This is a genomic window from Actinomadura sp. B10D3 (assembly GCF_039871695.1).
Lineage (GTDB): Bacteria > Actinomycetota > Actinomycetes > Streptosporangiales > Streptosporangiaceae > Spirillospora > Spirillospora madurae.
Window position 1 is genome coordinate 209,736 of record NZ_JBDPLY010000012.1, and the last position, 18,583, is coordinate 228,318.

Below are 18,583 nucleotides of genomic sequence, written 5' to 3' on the forward strand. Positions count from 1 at the left end.
CGCCCTCCGGTTGTAGGTTCGTCCGCAAGCCCGTGCATTCGACCGGAGAGCGAACAGCAGTGTCCAACAATCGACACGCCGTCTCATCACAATCGTCGGTTGTGCATGCAGGTGCGGCGGACCTGGACCTGGCCGCGGTCCGGGCGTTCGTCGCCATCACCGAGGACCGCTACTTCAGCGAGGCCGCGATCAGCCTGGGCATCAGCCAGCAGGCCGTCTCCAAACGCATCGCCACCCTGGAGGCGGCCCTCGGGGTGCGCCTGCTCACCCGGCGGCGCACCGGCGCCGAACCGACCGAGGACGGCAGGGTCTTCCTCCCGCACGCACGCGCCCTCGTCGGGACCGCCGACCAGGCGCTGGCGGTGCTCCGCGACCGGCGCCGCGCGCTCCGCGTCGACGTCCTGGACACCCGCACCGCCGCCATCGACCTGGTCCGCGGGTTCTACGACGCCCACCCGGACGTGGACATCGAGATCATCACGTCCAACGGACTCAGGTCGGCCCCGGGCGCACTCGCCCGCGGCACGGTGGACGCCGCGTTCTGCCGGGTCGCCGGCACTCTGGGCGACGAACTGGTGAGCCTGCCCGCCTACCTGGAACCGGCGCACCTCCTGGTCGGCCGTAACCACCCGCTGGCCGGCCTGCGACAAGTGGAAATGGCCCAACTCTCCGATACCACCGTGTGGATGCCCGGCAATGCCGAAGGGAGCGAGTGGGCCGAGTACCACCGCTTCCTCGGCGCCGCATTCGGCATCCAGATCGACACCACCGGCCCCGACTTCGGCTACGAACACTTCGTGAGGAACGTCGCCTCGGGCGGGCTCGCGAGCATCATCGGGGAGCGCTCGCGAATCCAGTGGCACCCGGACACCGTCCGCATGCCGCTGGTCAACCCCACACCGGCCTACCCCTGGTCGCTGCTCCACCCACGCACCTACCGGCACCCGGCCCTGGACCAGCTAACCCACCACATCCAGGCCAACTACGAGCCCTACGACCCGGCCGACCAATGGCTCCCAGAACCCGACCGACACCGCTTCACCGCACCCCCATAGGGCCCGCGCAGGGCACGTTGGTCAGGTCATGCGTCGGCTGAGGCGGGTGATTGCGTCAGGCGGCGTTGGCGTTCGATGGTGGCCAGGTAGAAGGCCCAGGCGAAGGCGAAGCTGGTGAACAGGCTGGAGACGAAGAACAGCCAGGGGCGGCCGATGCCGCGCCGGCGGCCGTCGATGATCGTCATCAGCGGCAGCAGGATCACGTTCCCTATCGTGTAGTCCTGGCCGGCGGAGCTCGCGGCAGGGTTGGTGAACATCAGGTCGATGTACTGGGCCCAGCTGCCGTCGCCCCAGATCGGATTGGCGTTGCCGTCGGCGTACTCGCTCACGAACCGGATGTTGAAGTACCAGCCGATCGCGATGGACGCGATGCCGATGACGTAGTAGACGCACTCCAGTGGCGAGACGGGGGGACCTGTCGCCGGACGGCGGAAGATCTGCGGGTTGGAGGCGACGAGGAACCAGACGACCGCAACGCCCAGGACGGCGTGGACGATGAGCGACACCATCTCGCCAGCGTCACCGCGCTTCACAGTTTTGTCAATATTGTCGAAACAGGTAGGTTCAGCTCATGGCCAGGTCGGCGCAGACGGCGCGCAGCGAACGCACCCGCGAGGCGCTCCGGCGCGCCGCCCTGGTCCGGTTCCTCGCGCAGGGCGTCGAGGACACCTCGGCCGAGCAGATCGCCGCCGACGCCGGGGTGTCCCTGCGGACCTTCTACCGGCACTTCACGTCCAAGCACGATCTGCTCTTCGCCGACTACGACGCCGGTTTGCACTGGTTCCGCAGCGCTCTGGCCGCGCGTCCGGACGACGAGCCCATCATCGAGTCGGTGCGGGCGGCCATCTTCGCCTTCCCCTACGACGTGGACGCCGTCACGCAGATCGCCGCGCTGCGGGCCGAGGCGCTCGACCCCAGGCAGATCGTCCGGCACATCCGCCAGGTCGAGTCCGACTTCGCCGAGGCCGTCGCCGAGCGGCTGGCCCGCGGAACGGCCGCGGAAGGCGATATGCCGCTCGGCGAGCGGCTCGCCGTCACGGTCACCGCGCGGTGCATCGCCGCCGCCGTCTTCGGTGCGATGGAGGTCTGGATGCTGCGCGACGAGAGGTCCTTGGCCGAGCTGGCCGAGCTGTGCCACTCCGCGCTCTCCTCGATCGAGGGCGGGATGGTCGCCGGCATGTTTCGTCACTATTGACGAAACATGCGGTGCGTGCCAGCCTCCTCCTGGAGAGGCCAGGGGGACCCGGGAGGCGGCGCCCATGCGTGACTGCGACGCGATCGTCATCGGCGCGGGACACAACGGGCTGGCGGCGGCCGCCCTGTTGCAGCGGGCAGGGCTGAACACCGTCTGCCTGGAGTCCAAGCGGTACGCCGGCGGGATGGCCTCCACCGTGGAACTGTTCGACGGCTACAAGTTCGAGATCGCGGGCTCGCTGCAGTTCCCGACGTCCGCGACGGTCAGCCGCGAGCTCGGCCTGGACGCGGTGCCGACCATCGACCTGGACGTCATGTCGGTCTCGATGCGGGGCGTCGGCGACGACCCGGTCGTCTACTACACCGACCCGATGCGGCTGATGACCCACCTGAACGAGGTACACGGCACCGAGGTCGTCAACGGCATGGCCGAACTGGTGGCCTGGAGCCAGGCACCGGCCCGGGCACTGGGCCGGTTCGACGCCGGGCGTCCACCGAAGACGCTGGACGAGATGTACGCGTGCGCGACCAATGAGCTCGAACGGTCGAGCATCACCGACCTTCTGTTCGGATCGGTCACCGACGTCCTCGACCGCTACCTCCCCGACAAGGACAAGCACGGCGCGCTGAGAGGGATGCTCTCCTTCCTCGCGGTCAACACCACGTACCGCGGCCCGGCGACGCCCGGCAGCGCCGCGGCTCTGGCCTTCGGTCTGGCCGTCCCCGACGAGGACGCGGTCTTGATGAAGAAGCCACGGGGCGGCATCGGTGCGCTGACCGAGCATCTCCATGACCGCTTCACCTCCGCCGGAGGGGAGCTGCGGCTGCGGACCGAGGTGGCGGAGATCCGCGCCGCCGATGGACGCGTGGTGGGCGTCCGAACCCGGGACGGGTCCACGCTCGACGCCCCGATCGTCGTCTCCTGCGTCGCCCCCGACCTGACCATCACCCGCCTGGTCTCGCCCGGCGCCGTGGCCGCCGACGTACGCCGGCGGTTCTCCCGCGTCGACCACCGCGGCAGTTACGTCCAGATGCACTTCGCCTTGGACGGCGCGCCGGAGTTCGCGGCACCCTACGAACTGCTCAACGACCCGGCGATGCAGGCGGCCATCGGCCTGTTCAGCACCCCGGAGGAACTCCAGCGGCAGTGGGAGGACTGCCGTCGCGGGATCGTGCCGGACGACCCGGCCATCGCGGTCCAGATCCCCTCGGCCCACGACCCCGACCTGGCGCCGCCGGGCAAGCACGCGGCGTCGGCGTTCTCCCTCTGGTTCCCGATCGAGACCGACCACGCGGACTACGCCCGGCTGAAGACCGAGATGGGGCGGCGCGTGATCGACAAGATCAGCCGGCTGGCGCCCGGCTTCGCCGACCTCATCACCAAGCACACCACGTTCACCCCGCGCCACATGAGCACCATGTTCGCGGCGCCGGGCGGCGACTACTGCCACGGCCTGCTCCACCCCGAGCAGATCGGCCCCAACCGTCCAGGCCCGACCGGCTACGCCGACCAGCCGCTCGGCATCGACGGGCTCTACCTGGGCAGCGCCGGTTGCCACGGCGGCCCCGGCATCACTTTCATCCCCGGCTACAACGCCGCCCGAGCGGCCCTCACCAACCACTGACCCGACGTCCCGGCCGGCCCGACGCGCTGCGTTCTCGCCACGAGATCATCGGCGAGGGCCCACTCAAACCGGAGTACGGTTCTCGACGGACGGAGGGATGCCACCAAGGGTGAGGGGTGCTGTGAAGTCGGGCCAAGCCAGTCGAACGGCGATCTTCGTGTGTCAGGGGCGTGCGGTGGCCGACGGCCGCATGGCCGTGGACCGGTTCAGCGATCCGGTGGCCGCGCGGCTCCTCGGCCCCGAGGAGCTGAAGCCGGTGGAGGCGGCACGGGACGACGCCGGAACCGCTCAGGGCGGAGGCCGGGAGCGTTGGGCGGTGGAATCGGTCCGCGCCTGCGCCGAGATCGTGGCGCCCCGCACGGTGATGATCGACGAGGCGGTGACCAGTGCCCTGGCCGGCCAAGACGGCATGCAGGTGGTCCTGCTCGGCGCCGGGCTGGACACCAGACCCTGGCGCCTGCCCGCCCTGGAGACGGTGAAGGTGTTCTCCGTGGATCATCCCGACACCCAGGCCGATACCCGATCCCGCGCCGCCGACCTCACCCCGGTCGCGCGGGAGCTGGTGTTCGCCCCGGTCGACCTGACCCGGGAGCCCCTGGACACCGCCCTGGAAACCGCCGGGCACGACCGAGCGATCCCGACCGTCTGGATCTGGGAAGGGGTCGTGCCCTACCTGCGCAAAGCCGAGGTGGCCACGACAGCGACCGCGGTGGCGGCCCGGTCCGCCACCGGCAGTGTCATGGTGGTGAACTACCAGACCCCGTCTCTGACGGCCACCTTGGGCCGCGCCGCGGGCAGTCTGGTCGCCCGCCTCGGACGCGTCGAGAGCGCCACCGCGGACGAACCATGGCGCTCGGCGTGGACGCCCGCTCAAACGGCCGAACTCCTGACCACCCACGGCTTCACCGTCGAACAGGACGTTGACCTGCTAGACCTCGCCCGCCGCATCGATTCACCGACCAAACACGGCCGTTCACTCCGCAACGGCCGAGTGGCCGTCGCCCGATTCATCGGCTCCGCCCGAGCAGGCCGCTGATCGCACGAGGGGCGGGCGGGGGGTGGTTCTGCAGCAGGTCCCTGTGGTAGCGATGGCGGGCATGAATGCGACGCCCATCCCTTACACCGGCAACCACAACGGCCCGACGCGGGTCCTGCACCTCCACACCCGCCGCGGGGTGGTCGCCAAGGCGGGCGTCACCGTCGGTATCGACGGCGCCCACTACCACGAGGGCTGGGGCAAGGTGGCCTTCGAGATCCCGGCCGACAGGCCGGTGCACGTGGCGGTGTCACAGGGGAGCGGCCAGGTGGGCGTCGCCGCCACGGTCCTCACTCCCGAGCAGCCACCTGAGCTGGAGTACCGCGGCCCCGCGGCCCTGTACCTCGCAGGCGCCATCGGCGCTCCCGGCACCGTGAGGCAGCGAGGCTGCGTCCTCCAACTCACGTTCATCGCCGTCGCTTCCCTCCTGGTGCTGGCGCTCATCTTGATCCTCTTCTTCGCCTGACCACCCACCCCGCTCTCACCGCGGTCCCGGCGAAGCCCATCGGGCTCTCGTAACGCATGTCGATGAGCCTGGTCCCCGTGTGACCCCCTGCTCGGCGACGCCGCCTCGATCAGCCCGGCCGCCGCGTGCCCTCGCGCTGCGCGAACACGATGAACGCGAGCAATTCCTCGCCGGTACCGATCTCATCCTCGCCGGGATCGAGACCGTATACCAGGCGCACAAGGACGCCCCTGCTCTGATAATTGGTCAATGGCCTGAATCAGGCTGCGGAATAGCGCGCGCGATGCGGGACTCGGGCCGCGGGAATTGCCCCTCACCCTTAGATTTTCGATGCCACGACTTTCCTCGCTACTGCGGCCGGAAACGCTGCTTTTGATTCCTGTCTCCGTACTCGTCTTCACGGACCTGACGAGACGTCGCGGTCCCCGCGTTCTCCATGGTCAGTGCGTTCCGGCGGGGGCGCCGAGCAGGACGACGGACGTGGCTTCGTCCGCATCGTCGAGCAGGGGATCGGGCCGATCAAGCAACGCCGATGACTGCCCCACCTGCCAGATCCTGCGAGGGGTGTCGGGCTTGCACAGTGAGGCGCCCTGTCCGGTCGTCGTGGCTGCCTGCAAAACGTTGCATATGGCACCCTTTCTATCGGGGAGTGGGTAGCGTTTGGGCTGCCGAGATGCGGGGATGCCGGATTACCAAGCAAAGTCGTCTGTAGCGGGGGATGGTCGAAGTGGGGGAGCAATCGCTGGAGGAAGCCGGTGGCCGAATTCCCCGGCATGTACTGCTCACGGCCGCGCGGCTGTTCTCCGAAGTGGGGTACGACGAGACCACGACGCAGCTCATCGCCGACGCCTGCGGCATCGACTGCTCCGTGGTCCGCGACGCCTACGGGGGCAAGCGAGGCGTGTATCTGGCCGTCATGGCGCAGCTGACCAAGGAGCGGATGGATTACCTGGCCCCGGTCGTGGCCACGTTCACTCCTGACGCCGATGGTCTGATCCGGCTGATCGACCGCAACCTGGACTACGCCCTGGAACATGAGGAGCTTCCGTCGATATGGGTGCACCGGTGGATGTCCGACGCCACCGATTTCACCGATCTGGAGGCGCGGTACGGCCTGCCTCCGTTCCGGATGGTCAACGACATGGTGGCCCAGTGCGTCGACGGCGACGTGGATCCGGAGTTGTTCACGTGGCATGTGGCCTGGCTGATCAGTGGATTCGTCAGGGGCGGCTTCGTCGGCGCGGACGGCGTCCGCCGGCATGCCGACGACCCGCAAGCCCTTCATCGGTTCAGGCTGTTCCTGCACCAGACGGCCCGGCGAGCGGCAGCCCGCTGACGGGCGCAGCGCTCGCCGTTTGCGACCAGGGGGAACGGACATGCTCGACACGCGCCGCTAAAGGAGACGCTTACCGCCAGCCGGCCACCCCTCACGGCGTTCCGCATGCCTTTCGAGTAGCTTCTGTCGGTCAGCGATCAGCGGGGACGGCTGCCCGATAAGTCGGCGTCCACCGCTTCTCCGTATTGGCGAGATCGTCGCCCCGCATCGCTGCCCTCTTCCCTGCTCGTTCTCGGCGCGGGCGTCTGGGGAGGGCGTGGCTCTGCGGCGGTGTGCGACGACTCGATCACGCGCGTGGCCCCGGCGGTTCGGTCCCTGACCGGACGCGGTGGCGGGGTGTTGGTGGTCGCTCCGGGTTTGGCGGCTTGGGGGAGGACGACACGGGGCGGCGGTCCGGGGGGTGAGCGCTCCGTCCTCGCGGGTTGATGTGTGTCCGACCTGGGGGTCTTGAGGATCGGAGACGTCGTTGACAGGTGTCCCGATATCGTGGCATTTTACAAAGCGAGCGTTCACTTTGCTTTGGAGGGCCGGCGAGTCACGCGGCGGAGGGTCATGGAGGACGGCCGGACGACGGACCTGCCGTAGAGAGGAAGCAGATGCCGGAGTTCTACATCACGGGTGTGGCCGAGAGTCCGCTCGGGCACGTCATCGACCAGTCCGAGTCGTCCATGGCCGCGCTGGCGGCGATGGAGGCGCTCGACGAGGCGGGGCTGACGCGCGCCGACGTCGATGGGCTGTTCGTCAACTACATGGGCGAGGAGGGCTCGGTCCAGGTCGGTGAGTACCTGGGCATCGAGCCGAGCCATGCGGATTCCTCGGACCTGGGCGGGGGCTCGTGGGTCGGCTTCATCGGCCATGCCATGGCGGCGATCGCGGCCGGTCAGTGCGAGGTCGCCCTCCTCGTCTACGCGTCCCGGCAGCGGGCCCTGCGGAAGCGGTCCAGGGAGTACCCCGTGACGCCGCCGCCGCCGGAGTCGATCGCCGCGCAGTTCGACCTGCCGACCGGGATCCCGACGCCCATCGGGCATTTCGCGCTCATCACGGCGCGCCATATGTACGAGTACGGGACCACCGAGGAGCAGCTCGCCTCGGTCGCGGTCACCGGGCGGGAATGGGCGCGCATGAACCCCAAGGCGTGGCGGCGGGGCCCGCTCACGGTCGAGGACGTCCTCGCCTCGGACAGGATCTGCGGTCCGCTCAAGAAGCTGGACTGCTGCCCGATCACCGACGGCGGCGGCGCCGTCGTGGTGACGACGGCCGACCGGGCCCGGGCCGCGAGGCGTCCGCCGGTCGCGATCCGCGGGTGGGGGGAGAGCCACACCCACTGGCATCCTCACCAGCGCCGCGACATCACCACGACCGCCGCGGCCGGTTCGGGTCGCCGGGCCTACGACATGGCCGGCATCGGCCCGGAGGACGTCGACATCTTCCAGCCCTACGACGCCTTCACCATCACCCCGATCCTGCAACTCGAAGACCTGGGGTTCTGTGAGAAGGGGGCGGGCGGCGAGATGTTCGCGCAGGGCCATTTCCGACCCGGCGGGAAACTGCCGGCCATGACGTCGGGGGGCGGGCTGTCCTACACGCACCCCGGCGCTTTCGGCATCTTCCTCGTCATCGAGGCCGTGCGGCAGTTGCGCGGCGAGGCCGGCGACCGGCAGGTGAATCCGGGGCCCAGGTGCGCGCTGGTCAACGCGATCGGCGGCCTGTGCTCCTACAGCTCGACGGTGGTGCTGACCAATGACTGATATCGCGGAAATCCTCGATCCGCCCACGAGGGCGTTCTGGTCCGCGGCGGCCGAGGGGAGGTTGCTGGTGCAGCGGTGCACGATCTGCGGGCACCACCAGCTGTATCCCCGGCCCTTCTGCATGGCCTGCGACTCGACCGGCCTGACGTGGGTCGAGGCATCCGGCCTCGGCACCGTGTACTCGTGCGTGACGGTCCACCTTCCGGTGCGGGACGACGTCCCGCCGCCGTACACGGTCGGGCTGGTGGAGATCGATGAAGGCCCGCGGCTGCTCGCGCGGATGCCGGACACCGTCGCCATCGGGGACCGTGTCGCCGCCCGCTGGAGGCGGCCGGACGGCGCACGCCCGTTCCTGTTCTTCGACGAAGTTGGGGAGGTGGCGCAGTGAAGCCGCTCGCCGGAATGGCCGCGATCGTGACGGGCGCGGGCGGTGGCCTGGGACGGAGCCACGCCCTGCATCTGGCGAGCCTCGGCGCCTCCGTGCTGGTCAACGACGTCGCCCGGAGTCCCGGGGCGCGGTGGCCGGCCGACCACGTCGCCGAGGAGATCACCGCGTACGGCTCCCGCGCGGTGAGCGACCACGGCGACGTCTCGGACTGGACGGCCGCCCGCGACATGATCGACGCCTGCGTCAACGCGTTCGGGCGGTTCGACATCCTGGTGAACAACGCCGGAATCCTGCGGGATCGGACGCTGGCGCGCATGACCGAGGCCGAGTGGGACGACGTCGTCCGGGTCGATCTGAAGGGCCACGCGGCCCCGTCCATCCACGCCATGGCCCATTGGAGGAAGCTGGCGAAGGCGAACGGAACCCCCGTTCAGGGCGCCATCGTGCACACCAGTTCCATGGCCGGCATCATGCCCAACTTCGGGCAGGGCAACTATGCCTCCGCCAAGCTGGGCATCGTCGCGCTCTCCTCGGTGCTGGCTCTGGAGGGCGAGACGGTGGGCGTCCGGTCGAACGTGCTCGTTCCTTCGGCCCGCACGCAGACGGTCCTGGACAGCATGGCGTCGGCCGACGAGCTCATCGACGAGGCGGACGGAACCGGCTTCGACTACTGGGACCCGGGGAACGTCTCCCCAGTGGTGGGCTGGCTGGCGTCCCCGGCCTGCCGGGCCACCGGCCAGGTCCTGCACGCCGTCGGCAACGAGGTGCGGCTCATCGCGCCGCCCACCGTCGTCAACCGGTTCACCACGAGCGGGCGCTGGACCCTGGAAGAGCTGGAACGGCAGGTCGGCCCGGAACTCGGCACGTGGCCGGACGTGACGAAGTTCCTGGCCGAGCTCGGCGAAAAGGAGCCCGCCGATGGATGATCCGACAACGCCGCTGTGCCGGCCTTTCGACGCCGGCGACGAGCAGTTCGTGGCGCGCCTCCGCGACCAGTGCTTCAACGCGCCGCTGGACGTGAACACGTGGCTGGAGAACGGCCACGTCCTCGAACGCGACGGGGCTCCGGTGGCCGCGCTCCTGGCCCGGCGTTGCGGGCAGTGGTTCGGCGGCAGGCCCGTCCCGTGCGTGACGGTCTCGTCGGTCATGGTCGACCTCACCCGCCGCGGGGGCGGGGTCATGGCGGACCTGCTCGGCCCCGTCCTCGATCGCCACGCCGAGGCGGGGGCGGCCATCGCCACCCTGACCCCGTCCAGCGTGGCGCCCTACCGCCGGGCCGGCTTCGAGATCGCCGGGTTCCGCTACCGCCATCACGTGTCGCCGCAGGCCCTGCGGCGCGGCCAGGAGAAGGACGAGGTCCGCTGGTTCGAGGCGGCCGACACCGACCGGCTCGCCGAGGTGTACGACACGCTCGCCCGGCGCGGCAACGGCCCGATCGACCGCGACCGGACCTGGTGGCACGGCCACATCCTGCCGCGGGTCCGGTCGGGCGAGACGTACGCCGCCGTCGCCGAACGGGACGGCACCGCGACCGGGTACGCGCTGTGGGACCAGGCCCCGGCGCCGCGCGGCGAGTTCGCGTTCTGGCACCGCGTCCGTGCCCGCGAGATCGTCTGGACGAGCGCCCCGGCGGCCCGCGCGCTGCTGCACGCCCTGGCGCAGGCCGGCTCGCCCGGGGAGGACCTCTCCTGGTTCGGCGGCCCGTCCGACGGGCTGGCCGGCTTCTTCGACGCCCCCGTCCTCATGGACTGGGTCCACCCCTGGATGACCAAGATCCTCGACTATCCGGCCGCACTCGCCTCGCGGGGCTACAACGCCGGCCTGGACATGGCGCTCGTGCTGGGCATCCAGGGCGCACCGGATACCAAGGCGAGCACCCTGAGACTCATGGTGCGGGACGGCCGCTGCCACGTCGAGGGAACCGATGCGGAGCCGGACGTGACGGTGGAGGCGACGGCATTCGCGCCCCTCTTCACAGGACGATCAAGCGCGCAAGAGGCACTGGCGCTGGGGCATCTCAAAGCACGCGACAGCACGGCTGTCGACCGGATGGACGCCATATTCGCCGGCACCAGCCCATGGTTCTTCGAGCACTTCTGAAAAACGCCTGATCAATGGGGTTCAGCGAGCGAGGAATCCCTGCAGCATCTCGTCGGCCGCCCTTCCGAAGACCTCCTCGACCGTCTGCCGACCCTTGGGGTTGAACCACATGCCAGCCCAGTTTCCGACCGACAGAGTGATGAGGCGCACCATGTGCGGGTCGACATCCTTGCGGAAGACGCCGGCCTCGATCGCCTCCACGATGAGGTCGTCCCAGAGCTGCTCGTACGCCCGGCGCTGGCCGAGCACTTCATCGAGCTCCCGGCCGGTGAGGTGCCGCCATTCGGTCAGCAGGATCCGCGACATCGCCGCCGCGTCGACCTCGATGTTCGCCCTCACGTGCGCGAGCAGCGCGGCACGGAACTTTTCCTCCGGATCGAGCGAACTGTCGCGGATCGCCTCGACGGAGACCTGCGTGTGCCGGTTCGCCTCGCTGACGATGTGGTGCAGCAGAGCCTCTTTGGAGGGGAAATGCGAGTAGAGGCCCCCCGAATGCATTCCGGCGCCCTCGGCGATCGCGCGCACCGACGTCCCCTGGAATCCCCGTTCGTTGAAGAGCTTCGTGGCCGCGGCGACTATCTCCTGGACGCGAGTGGGACGGGGCACATGACAATCGTATCAGCGAGTTCAGCAAGCGTTCGCTAACTTAAGAGGAGGAAGGCGTTGCCCCAGCAGCGACTCGCGTTCGACCACTACGTCGGGTACGGCGAACGCATCCGTCATCTCGGAGCGACACGGCCGGATGCCGTGGCCCTGACCTTCGTCGCCCACCCGGACGCCACCGCGACCCGTCTGACATGGTCGGAGCTGGACGCGCGCAGCGACACCTTCGCCTCCGGACTCGCCGCACGCGGCGTCGGCCCCGGCAGCTTCGTCGTGGTGAAGCTGCGCAACTCGGTCGAGCACCTGCTGTCCACCGTGGCGGTATGGAAGCTCGGAGCATGCGTGGTCCCGCTCAGGTCGGACATGCCGGCCCGGGAACGCGACCAGATCCTCGCCCTGGCCCGTCCTGCCGTGGTCATCTCGCTCGATCCTGTGCCGGGCTACCAGTGCGTCACCCCCGCGCAGATCGAGACGATGCAGGATCCGGACTGGCAACTCGCCGACGCCCGGCCGGGCAAGGCCGTGTGCTCCGGAGGATCGACCGGGGTGCCCAAGCTCATCGTCGACCCGCTGCCCTGGGGTAACCCCGGCGGCGTTGTCGGTACCGTCGAGGGCCACGCGCTGGAGCCGCTCGCCCTGGCCCTCGGGTTCAGGCACGACCAGACCCAGCTGGTCTCCGGCCCGCTCTACCATAACGCGCCGTTCGCCTGGGCTTACTGGGGTTTGTTCTTCGGCCATCACCTCGTGGTCCTGGAAAGGTACACGGCGGAGCTGGCGGTGGACTGTGTCGAACGGTACGGGGTGAACTTCATGTTCGCCGTCCCGACGATGATGATGCGGATGATGCGCCTGGACGGTGTCACCGACCGCGACTGGTCCAGCGTCGAATCGCTCTTCCACGGGGCCGCGTCCTGCCCTCGCTGGCTGAAGAAGCAGTGGATCGACCTGCTGGGCCCGACCCGGGTCAACGAGCTGTACGGCGCCACCGAGGCCATCGGAGCCAGCGCGATCAGGGGCGACGTATGGCTCCGGCGCGAGGGCAGCGTCGGCGAACCCCTCGGGTGCGACCTGCGCATCCTCGACGACGACCAGCGCGAGGTGCCGGCCGGGCAGGTCGGCATGATCTACATGCGCCCCCACCATCAGGGCCCGACCTACGAGTACCTCGGCAGCGAACCGGCTCCCTCCACCGCCGACGGCTTCATCACCGTGGGCGACTTCGGGTACGTCGACGACGACGGCTACCTCTACATCGCAGACCGCAGGGTCGACCTCATCATCTCCGGCGGTGCGAACATCTTCCCCGCCGAGGTGGAGGGCGCGGTGCTGGAGCACCCCGAGGTCTCGGACGCCGCCGTCATCGGCCTACCGCACCCGGAGTGGGGCCAGACCGTCCATGCCGTGGTGCAGCTCGTCGACGGCTCGTCCTTGACCGTCGAGGCGCTGAGCGAATTCATGCGAGGGCAGCTGGCGGCGTACAAGCTGCCGAAGACCTACGAGGTGATCGCCCGCGTCCCGCGCGACGAGGCCGGCAAGCTACGCCGATCGGCCCTCGTGGCAGAACGCACGCCCTCCCCCGCACCCTGACCTCTCCCACCGAAGACCCGGGCAGGACGCAATCACCTGCCCGGGTCTCGACGTGCAGGCGCGCGCCCGCGAGGTCTTCGTTCGGGATTCCGTGCTACTGGTGTCCGCCGACCGGGATCAGGCGGCCGCAGCCCTCGCCACACGCCGATCCGGCGTTGCCCGGGTCGGCGGGACCTTCGTAGAGGTCCACGGTGACGACGTCGACCAGTCTGTTCAGGGACGCGGCGACCACCTGTGCCTGGCGTCCGGTGGCGACGAATGTCGCGGCGAACGCGCGCCGGCCCGACGTCGGCCGGCCCAGCGCGGCCTCGGTCACGGGGACGCCTCGCCGGTGCAGGGTCGCGACGAGCCTCAAGAAGGCGGATGTGTCGTTGCCGGCCAGCGCGACCGCCACCGAAAACGGCCGTACGGCACTCGACTCGGACTCCTGCATCGACTCGCCATAGCGGTGGAGGCCGCTTTGGGAACGGCCGAGCGCATCAATCGTCATGGGGACACCTCGTACGGGTCAGAGACCGGCTCGCAGGACGTGCTGGGCGTCGCGCCTCGCGTGGACCGGACGACCCGACGCCGGGTCAGGTCGCCCCCCCGCTCCACACCGTGGCGCACCCGCCGGCGGCTGCCGGCGGGTGCCGTTTCACGGAGGCGGGCGCCCTCGCACAGGGCGCCTCGACCCTGATGGGGCTCGTCGCGAGCCCCCGGACTCATCGGATCGCGACGGCGTTCGCGGGGGACCCTGACCCTCCTGTCAGGTTGAGCGGGCTGGACACGACGAGGCAGTCCCACTTCCCGTCACGCGCGCAGCGCTCCGCAAGACCGTCCAGGTCCCAGAGCTCACCGAGCACGAACCCCAGCAGCCCGATGAGGACGCCGTGCATGACGCCGGAGTACACGGTGCGCGGCACCTCGCCGCGGCGTTCGGCCTCTGTGAGGAACGGGGAGTCCGCCGGGGCGGGGAACTCCTCCACCCCGAAGTTGTCGGCGGCGAGCAGCGAGAACTGGTGGTCCCAGAGCCAGGCGACGGTCTCGTGGCTGGCGAGCAGCCCCGACGCCCGCAGGGGGTTCTTGGCTGCGTGGCGCTGCTCGGGTGTCAGCTCGTACAGGTGGTGGTGCACCCAGCCCGTCCGGACGAGCAGCAGGTCGCCGGGACGGAACTCGACGCCCTGGTCCGCCGCCGCGTCCGCGACGTCGGTGATCGGGATCGCCTCGGCCGCGGCATGGTCGATGGGCCGCCCCTGCGCCCGGCGGAAGCGGTCCACGTCGACCAGTACCCCGCGACCGACGATGCCGTGCTCGACGAAGCGGTTGATCCCGAGGAAAGGGTCGCGCGGCTGGAAGCGGTCGGGGTCGGCCCCGTTGTAGAAGCCGTGCTCGGGGTGGCCGATGTGGCGGAACCCGTCCAGCTGGGTGCTCGCCTGCGGATAGAAGCTGTCGAGGTACTCGTCCCTGTGGGACGGGTTGTTCGCGTAGATGTTGTGCTGGAGGCTCTTGCGGAAAGGGCTCACCGGCGGGTCGAACGTTTCGAGCGGCAGGTTCAGGTTGACGACCTCGCCGGTGCGGACGACGCCGACCGCCTCCCGCACCCGCTCGGGAGTGAGGTGGTTCAGGGTGCCGACCTCGTCGTCGGGACCGAAGAGACCCCAGGCCGAACCCGCCGGAGCGTCAGTGCGAGCGAGCAGTTCTGCGTAGGTCGGAAAGTGCTTCTCGGCGGACATATCGCCTCCAAAGTTCCGGCCGGGTCGTGGCCGTCGATCGCGAAGGTGAGTGATGGGGCACGGGTCCTGCGGGTCCTAGCGCATGCGGTGCGCGGGCAGGGCGTTCTCGTCCTTGACGAGCCGGCGGTTACGTCGGTGGCTCCGGTGCCGGCCGTATCCGTCGCCTGACCCCATCTCCGCGTCCTTCGTTTCCCCCAGTGCGATGGTGCAGCCCAGGCCGATCAGGCAGAGCACCGCGAGGAACGCTCCAAAGGCGAAGGAACCGTAGGTGTTGATCGTCGCGGCCGCCACGACCCCGGGGACCGCGCCGCCGAGCACGCCGGCGATGTTGTAGGAGAATCCGGTCGCGCTGTAGCGGTAGCGGGTGTGGAACAGCTCGGGCATGAAGGCGCCCACCGGCCCGTACGTGACCCCGGCGATGATCATCGTGACGCACGCCCCGAGCGCGAAGGTCGCGGCGGACGCCGAGCCGAGGACGGGGAACAGCGCCAGCGCCCAGCAGGCCGCGACGGCGTTCCCGCCGATGATCACGGCCCGCCGTCCGATGCGGTCGGACAGGGCGCCGCCGAGCACGATGGCCGGCGCGATGACGACGCTGGCGAGGATGGTGATCGACAGGACGGTGGTCTCGCTGAGCCCGAGCTCGGCCGTCCCGTAGCTGATCATGTAGCCGAGCACCATGTAGATGAAGGCGAACACCGTCAGCAGGACGCCCGAGCCGAACAGGACCTCGCGCGGCTGGTGCTTGATGGCCTCCAGCAGCGGAGCCGAGGCGGCGCCGCGGCGCGCGATCTCCTCCCTGAACACGGGCGTCTCCTCGATCGAGCCCCGGATGTAGAGGCCCACCAGGAGCAGCAGGACGCTGGCGAGGAACGGAATCCGCCAGCCGTACGACAGGAACGCGTCGTCGCTCATGGTCATGCGCGTGACCAGGAGGGTCGCGAGGGCGAGAGCCGACCCGATGGCGCCTCCCAGCGAGGCGAACATCGACCAGAATCCGCGTCGCGGCTTCGGCGCGTACTCCGCCGCCATCAGGGTCGCCCCCGTCCACTCGCCGCCGACCGCGATCCCCTGCAGGATCCGCATGGCGACGACGAGGAGCGGCGCGGCCACGCCGATCTGGTCCGCCGTCGGCATCGCGCCGACGAGGACGGTCGCGACGCCCATGAGCAGCAGGGTGGACACGAGGGTCCGCTTGCGTCCGAGCCGGTCGCCGAAGTGACCGAAGAGGACGGAGCCGACGGGGCGGGCCACGAACGCCACGCCGAGCGTCGCGAACGAGGCGACGGTCCCGGCGGCCGAGCCCAGCGCCGGGAAGAAGATCTTCGGGAAGACGAGCGCCGCCACGGACGCGAAGATCACGAAGTCGTACAACTCGATCACGGTACCGATGCTGCTCGCACTAGCGATCAGCCGCATCTTTCTGGGGCCAGTCTGGGACGCCGCCATGGAGCCGATCCTCTCTCTTCGAGTCAGGAAAAGTGATCGCTCGCTTTGTTTCACCGATTCTGCTCTGTGACGTGGGTCATGTCAACACTCAGGTACCTCGGCGACCTGGACTTTGTCCCCGTCCCACCGCCGGCGCCGGTCAGGCGCAGCGTCTCCGGGCACCTCGACTTGTCGCGCCGACCGCAGCACAGCCCCTACGGGCCAGCGACTTCCACCGCCTGGGGGGCCGGTCGCGCCCGCGCATAGATGCGACCGACTGCCCTACCCAGCCGAGGTCACCGGAAACCCGCGGCCGACCAGCGCGAACACCGTCGGGAGGTCGAAGGCGCCGGAGTGGACGTACCCGTGGTGGTCCCGGCCGCGGCGAGCGTCTGGCCGTCCGGAGCGAACGCCTCCGTGATCACGACGGTGGCGGACGAGACGACCGGCTCGGCGCGCGGCGCGCGTCACCGGGTCGGTGGGGCCCGGGGCGCAGATCTATGATCCTCCGGTGGCAGGGCAGCACAACGAGCCGGTCTTCGTCCGCTCCAGGTGGGGAACCTGATCTGAACACCGGCTGGTGGGTGTCAGGGCGGCCAGGGCGATGGCGACCGGGATCCATGCCACGACCGACAGGCGATGGAGCTCGTAGACGAGCGGGTGCATGGAGGCCACCAGCGCCCCGGTCAGGCCGGCGAGGGCCAGTGGCCAGGCCGCGTCCCGGCGGATGCGGGTGAGCAGGACGGCGGCCGCGAACAGGAAGGCCGCCGGGATGAGCGGTTCGTCGAGCATCAGCTGGGCTATCCCGTCCGTCCACAGCGACCATGACGCGTCGGCGAGGCGCTGCCACGGATCGGGCACGTCGGGGAGGCGGAAATGGCGGGTGAAAGTGTCCTGGAGGGTTTCGTGCACCCCAGGCAAGTGAAGGACGGAGCTGATCCAGAGATTGCCCGCCAGGACGAATGTCGCGATGCCCGCGACCGCCAGGGACGTCCGGCGCGACGAGGCGAAGGGGAGCGACAGGACTGCACCCGCGGCCAACGCGGCGGCCAGAGCGACGCCATTGGCCGGCTTGACGGCGCACAGCAGGGCCAGCGCGCACGCCAAGACCACTGCGGCCGTCTTCACGGTGCGTCCGCGCAGCAGTAGGACCGTCCCGATCAATGCGACCAGCAGGCAGAGCATCATGGGCGCCTCCGCCAGCATGCGGCTGCCCCATAGACCCGTCGGGAGCAGGTAGAACAGCGTCTCGGCCACCAGCGCCTGGACGGGACGCAGTCCGATGGCCAGCGCCAGCAGGACGACCGCGACGCCGCACGCCACCCCCAGCGCGGCCGTCGCCGCGGCGAAACCGGTCGCGCCCATCACGCGGACGAACGGCACCGCGAGCAGCGGGTAGCCCGGACGCGACGTGAAGATGCGCTGGAAGCGGTCCGGTGCCCTGGCGGGGAGCCGCGACCGGTACCGCAGGCATTCGGTGTAGGTCAGGCGCCAGCGCGCCGGGTCTCCTTTCATGGCTCCGCACGTGATCTCCGCGGCGGTGCGGTCCGCCTCGGCCGACGAATGGCCCGCATACCGCAGGGCGTCCCGGGCGTACCAGAAGGTGTCCGGCGTGGCGGTCGAGCCGCCGCCCGACCATCTCAGCATCCACAGGCCGGAGCCGAGCAGCCCCGCGATGACGATCAGCGCCGCCGCCCGCGCCCAGCGTCGGCCCCGTAGGCCGGACGCCGACGCCCCGGCGAACCGCACCGGCCAGTGGGGTCTGGACGGGCCTTGCGTGAACTCCCGGTGCCGCCCGGCCTCCTCGCGCTCGTCCGTGCCGTCGTCGAGCCGCGGTGGTCGGCGACCGGCGTCCGCGGGGTGTGGAGAACTCTGGGTCACGGCATTCGCCTGCCCCACCCCAGCGGGAGACACGCCGACCATGCAGATCGATCAAGAACAATTGGGATGGGCTATAGGCGCGCGAGCCGGGTCGCCGGCCCTCGTCCGCGCCCTCGACCTTCCAGGCCCGGCGTGTGATCCTTTAGGTCGCGAAGGTGCCGTTCGGCTCGGGTCTCGGCGGCGGTCTGGACGGGGCGGGATGAGCGGAAGGCGCGAGGTCGACCGGGCCTCGAAGCAGTACGGCGCCAAGGACCGCGGGCATTTCGCCGTCTGCCAGGTCCTGCTGATCTGGGTCTAGGAGTCTGCTGAACAATCCTGTGGATTCTCCCAGCCGGGCGGTGCCCGGCTGGGAGAATTTTGGTGTGCAGGGTGAGAGCCGGATCGATCGTGAGTTGTTGGACGCGGCGGCGTTGGTGGGGCA

17 protein-coding genes are annotated in these 18,583 nt (G+C 69.8%); 11 read left to right on the forward strand and 6 right to left on the reverse strand.

Going from position 1 to position 18,583, the window contains the following annotated elements:
- Positions 1-101 precede the first annotated feature (101 nt).
- Positions 102-1,055 (forward strand): LysR family transcriptional regulator, encoded by a 954-nt coding sequence (locus tag ABGB11_RS20070; protein ID WP_347634919.1) that lies wholly within the window; start codon positions 102-104, stop codon positions 1,053-1,055.
- Positions 1,056-1,081: 26 nt separating this feature from the next.
- On the opposite strand, the gene ABGB11_RS20075 is transcribed toward ABGB11_RS20070, so the two are convergent.
- Positions 1,082-1,564, reverse strand: coding sequence for a DUF2834 domain-containing protein (locus tag ABGB11_RS20075; protein ID WP_347634921.1), 483 nt, complete (start codon positions 1,562-1,564; stop codon positions 1,082-1,084).
- 62 nt (positions 1,565-1,626) lie between these two features.
- On the opposite strand from ABGB11_RS20075, the gene ABGB11_RS20080 reads away from it, so the two are divergent.
- The 9 genes from ABGB11_RS20080 to ABGB11_RS20120 all read left to right on the forward strand — a co-directional run bounded on the left by ABGB11_RS20080 (position 1,627) and on the right by ABGB11_RS20120 (position 10,948).
- Entirely contained in the window at positions 1,627-2,250 is a 624-nt protein-coding gene (locus tag ABGB11_RS20080) for a TetR/AcrR family transcriptional regulator (RefSeq protein WP_347634923.1), read from the forward strand.
- A gap of 64 nt (positions 2,251-2,314) precedes the next feature.
- The gene (locus ABGB11_RS20085; RefSeq protein ID WP_347634925.1) at positions 2,315-3,874 is read left to right on the forward strand and encodes an NAD(P)/FAD-dependent oxidoreductase; all 1,560 of its coding nucleotides are present in this window, start codon (positions 2,315-2,317) and stop codon (positions 3,872-3,874) included.
- Between the two features lie 97 nt (positions 3,875-3,971).
- Positions 3,972-4,910, forward strand: coding sequence for a class I SAM-dependent methyltransferase (locus ABGB11_RS20090; protein WP_347634927.1), 939 nt, complete (start codon positions 3,972-3,974; stop codon positions 4,908-4,910).
- Positions 4,911-4,971: 61 nt separating this feature from the next.
- Complete coding sequence (locus ABGB11_RS20095) at positions 4,972-5,376, forward strand: hypothetical protein (protein ID WP_347634929.1); 405 nt, start codon at positions 4,972-4,974, stop codon at positions 5,374-5,376.
- A 718-nt stretch (positions 5,377-6,094) separates the two neighbouring features.
- A complete protein-coding gene (locus ABGB11_RS20100; RefSeq protein WP_347634931.1) occupies positions 6,095-6,712 on the forward strand; it encodes a TetR/AcrR family transcriptional regulator in 618 nt (205 codons plus the stop codon).
- A gap of 596 nt (positions 6,713-7,308) precedes the next feature.
- Positions 7,309-8,460: a thiolase gene (locus tag ABGB11_RS20105; RefSeq protein WP_347634933.1), complete on the forward strand. Its 1,152-nt coding sequence runs from the start codon at positions 7,309-7,311 to the stop codon at positions 8,458-8,460.
- Positions 8,453-8,848: a Zn-ribbon domain-containing OB-fold protein gene (locus ABGB11_RS20110; protein WP_347634935.1), complete on the forward strand. Its 396-nt coding sequence runs from the start codon at positions 8,453-8,455 to the stop codon at positions 8,846-8,848. The genes ABGB11_RS20105 and ABGB11_RS20110 overlap by 8 nt, the downstream gene beginning before the upstream one ends.
- Positions 8,845-9,774: an SDR family NAD(P)-dependent oxidoreductase gene (locus ABGB11_RS20115; protein ID WP_347634937.1), complete on the forward strand. Its 930-nt coding sequence runs from the start codon at positions 8,845-8,847 to the stop codon at positions 9,772-9,774. The genes ABGB11_RS20110 and ABGB11_RS20115 overlap by 4 nt, the downstream gene beginning before the upstream one ends.
- Positions 9,767-10,948, forward strand: a complete 1,182-nt coding sequence (locus ABGB11_RS20120; protein WP_347634939.1) for a GNAT family N-acetyltransferase — start codon at positions 9,767-9,769, stop codon at positions 10,946-10,948. Before ABGB11_RS20115 ends, ABGB11_RS20120 begins: the two co-directional genes overlap by 8 nt.
- 21 nt (positions 10,949-10,969) lie before the next feature.
- On the opposite strand, the gene ABGB11_RS20125 is transcribed toward ABGB11_RS20120, so the two are convergent.
- Complete coding sequence (locus tag ABGB11_RS20125; RefSeq protein WP_347634941.1) at positions 10,970-11,554, reverse strand: TetR/AcrR family transcriptional regulator; 585 nt, start codon at positions 11,552-11,554, stop codon at positions 10,970-10,972.
- 57 nt (positions 11,555-11,611) lie between these two features.
- Here ABGB11_RS20125 and ABGB11_RS20130 point away from each other — a divergent pair, with 57 nt between their 5' ends.
- Positions 11,612-13,138: an AMP-binding protein gene (locus ABGB11_RS20130; RefSeq protein ID WP_347634943.1), complete on the forward strand. Its 1,527-nt coding sequence runs from the start codon at positions 11,612-11,614 to the stop codon at positions 13,136-13,138.
- A gap of 94 nt (positions 13,139-13,232) precedes the next feature.
- Here ABGB11_RS20130 and ABGB11_RS20135 read toward each other — a convergent pair whose 3' ends face one another.
- The 4 genes from ABGB11_RS20135 to ABGB11_RS20150 all read right to left on the reverse strand — a co-directional run bounded on the left by ABGB11_RS20135 (position 13,233) and on the right by ABGB11_RS20150 (position 18,162).
- A complete protein-coding gene (locus ABGB11_RS20135) occupies positions 13,233-13,628 on the reverse strand; it encodes a hypothetical protein (protein WP_347634945.1) in 396 nt (131 codons plus the stop codon).
- A gap of 214 nt (positions 13,629-13,842) precedes the next feature.
- Positions 13,843-14,853, reverse strand: coding sequence for a cyclase family protein (locus ABGB11_RS20140; RefSeq protein WP_347634947.1), 1,011 nt, complete (start codon positions 14,851-14,853; stop codon positions 13,843-13,845).
- Between the two features lie 75 nt (positions 14,854-14,928).
- Positions 14,929-16,236, reverse strand: a complete 1,308-nt coding sequence (locus ABGB11_RS20145) for an MFS transporter (RefSeq protein WP_347634949.1) — start codon at positions 16,234-16,236, stop codon at positions 14,929-14,931.
- Between the two features lie 543 nt (positions 16,237-16,779).
- The gene (locus ABGB11_RS20150; RefSeq protein ID WP_347634951.1) at positions 16,780-18,162 is read right to left on the reverse strand and encodes a hypothetical protein; all 1,383 of its coding nucleotides are present in this window, start codon (positions 18,160-18,162) and stop codon (positions 16,780-16,782) included.
- Between the last annotated feature and the right edge of the window lie 421 nt (positions 18,163-18,583).

Bases quoted from the DNA above. Each gene is read 5' to 3' on its own strand.
- ABGB11_RS20075 (WP_347634921.1), bottom strand. From the start codon at position 1,564: ATGGTGTCGCTCATCGTCCACGCCGTCCTGGGCGTTGCGGTCGTCTGG.
- ABGB11_RS20080 (WP_347634923.1), top strand. From the start codon at position 1,627: ATGGCCAGGTCGGCGCAGACGGCGCGCAGCGAACGCACCCGCGAGGCG.
- ABGB11_RS20085 (WP_347634925.1), top strand. From the start codon at position 2,315: ATGCGTGACTGCGACGCGATCGTCATCGGCGCGGGACACAACGGGCTG.
- ABGB11_RS20090 (WP_347634927.1), top strand. From the start codon at position 3,972: ATGCCACCAAGGGTGAGGGGTGCTGTGAAGTCGGGCCAAGCCAGTCGA.
- ABGB11_RS20095 (WP_347634929.1), top strand. From the start codon at position 4,972: ATGAATGCGACGCCCATCCCTTACACCGGCAACCACAACGGCCCGACG.
- ABGB11_RS20100 (WP_347634931.1), top strand. From the start codon at position 6,095: ATGGTCGAAGTGGGGGAGCAATCGCTGGAGGAAGCCGGTGGCCGAATT.
- ABGB11_RS20105 (WP_347634933.1), top strand. From the start codon at position 7,309: ATGCCGGAGTTCTACATCACGGGTGTGGCCGAGAGTCCGCTCGGGCAC.
- ABGB11_RS20110 (WP_347634935.1), top strand. From the start codon at position 8,453: ATGACTGATATCGCGGAAATCCTCGATCCGCCCACGAGGGCGTTCTGG.
- ABGB11_RS20120 (WP_347634939.1), top strand. From the start codon at position 9,767: ATGGATGATCCGACAACGCCGCTGTGCCGGCCTTTCGACGCCGGCGAC.
- ABGB11_RS20135 (WP_347634945.1), bottom strand. From the start codon at position 13,628: ATGACGATTGATGCGCTCGGCCGTTCCCAAAGCGGCCTCCACCGCTAT.
- ABGB11_RS20140 (WP_347634947.1), bottom strand. From the start codon at position 14,853: ATGTCCGCCGAGAAGCACTTTCCGACCTACGCAGAACTGCTCGCTCGC.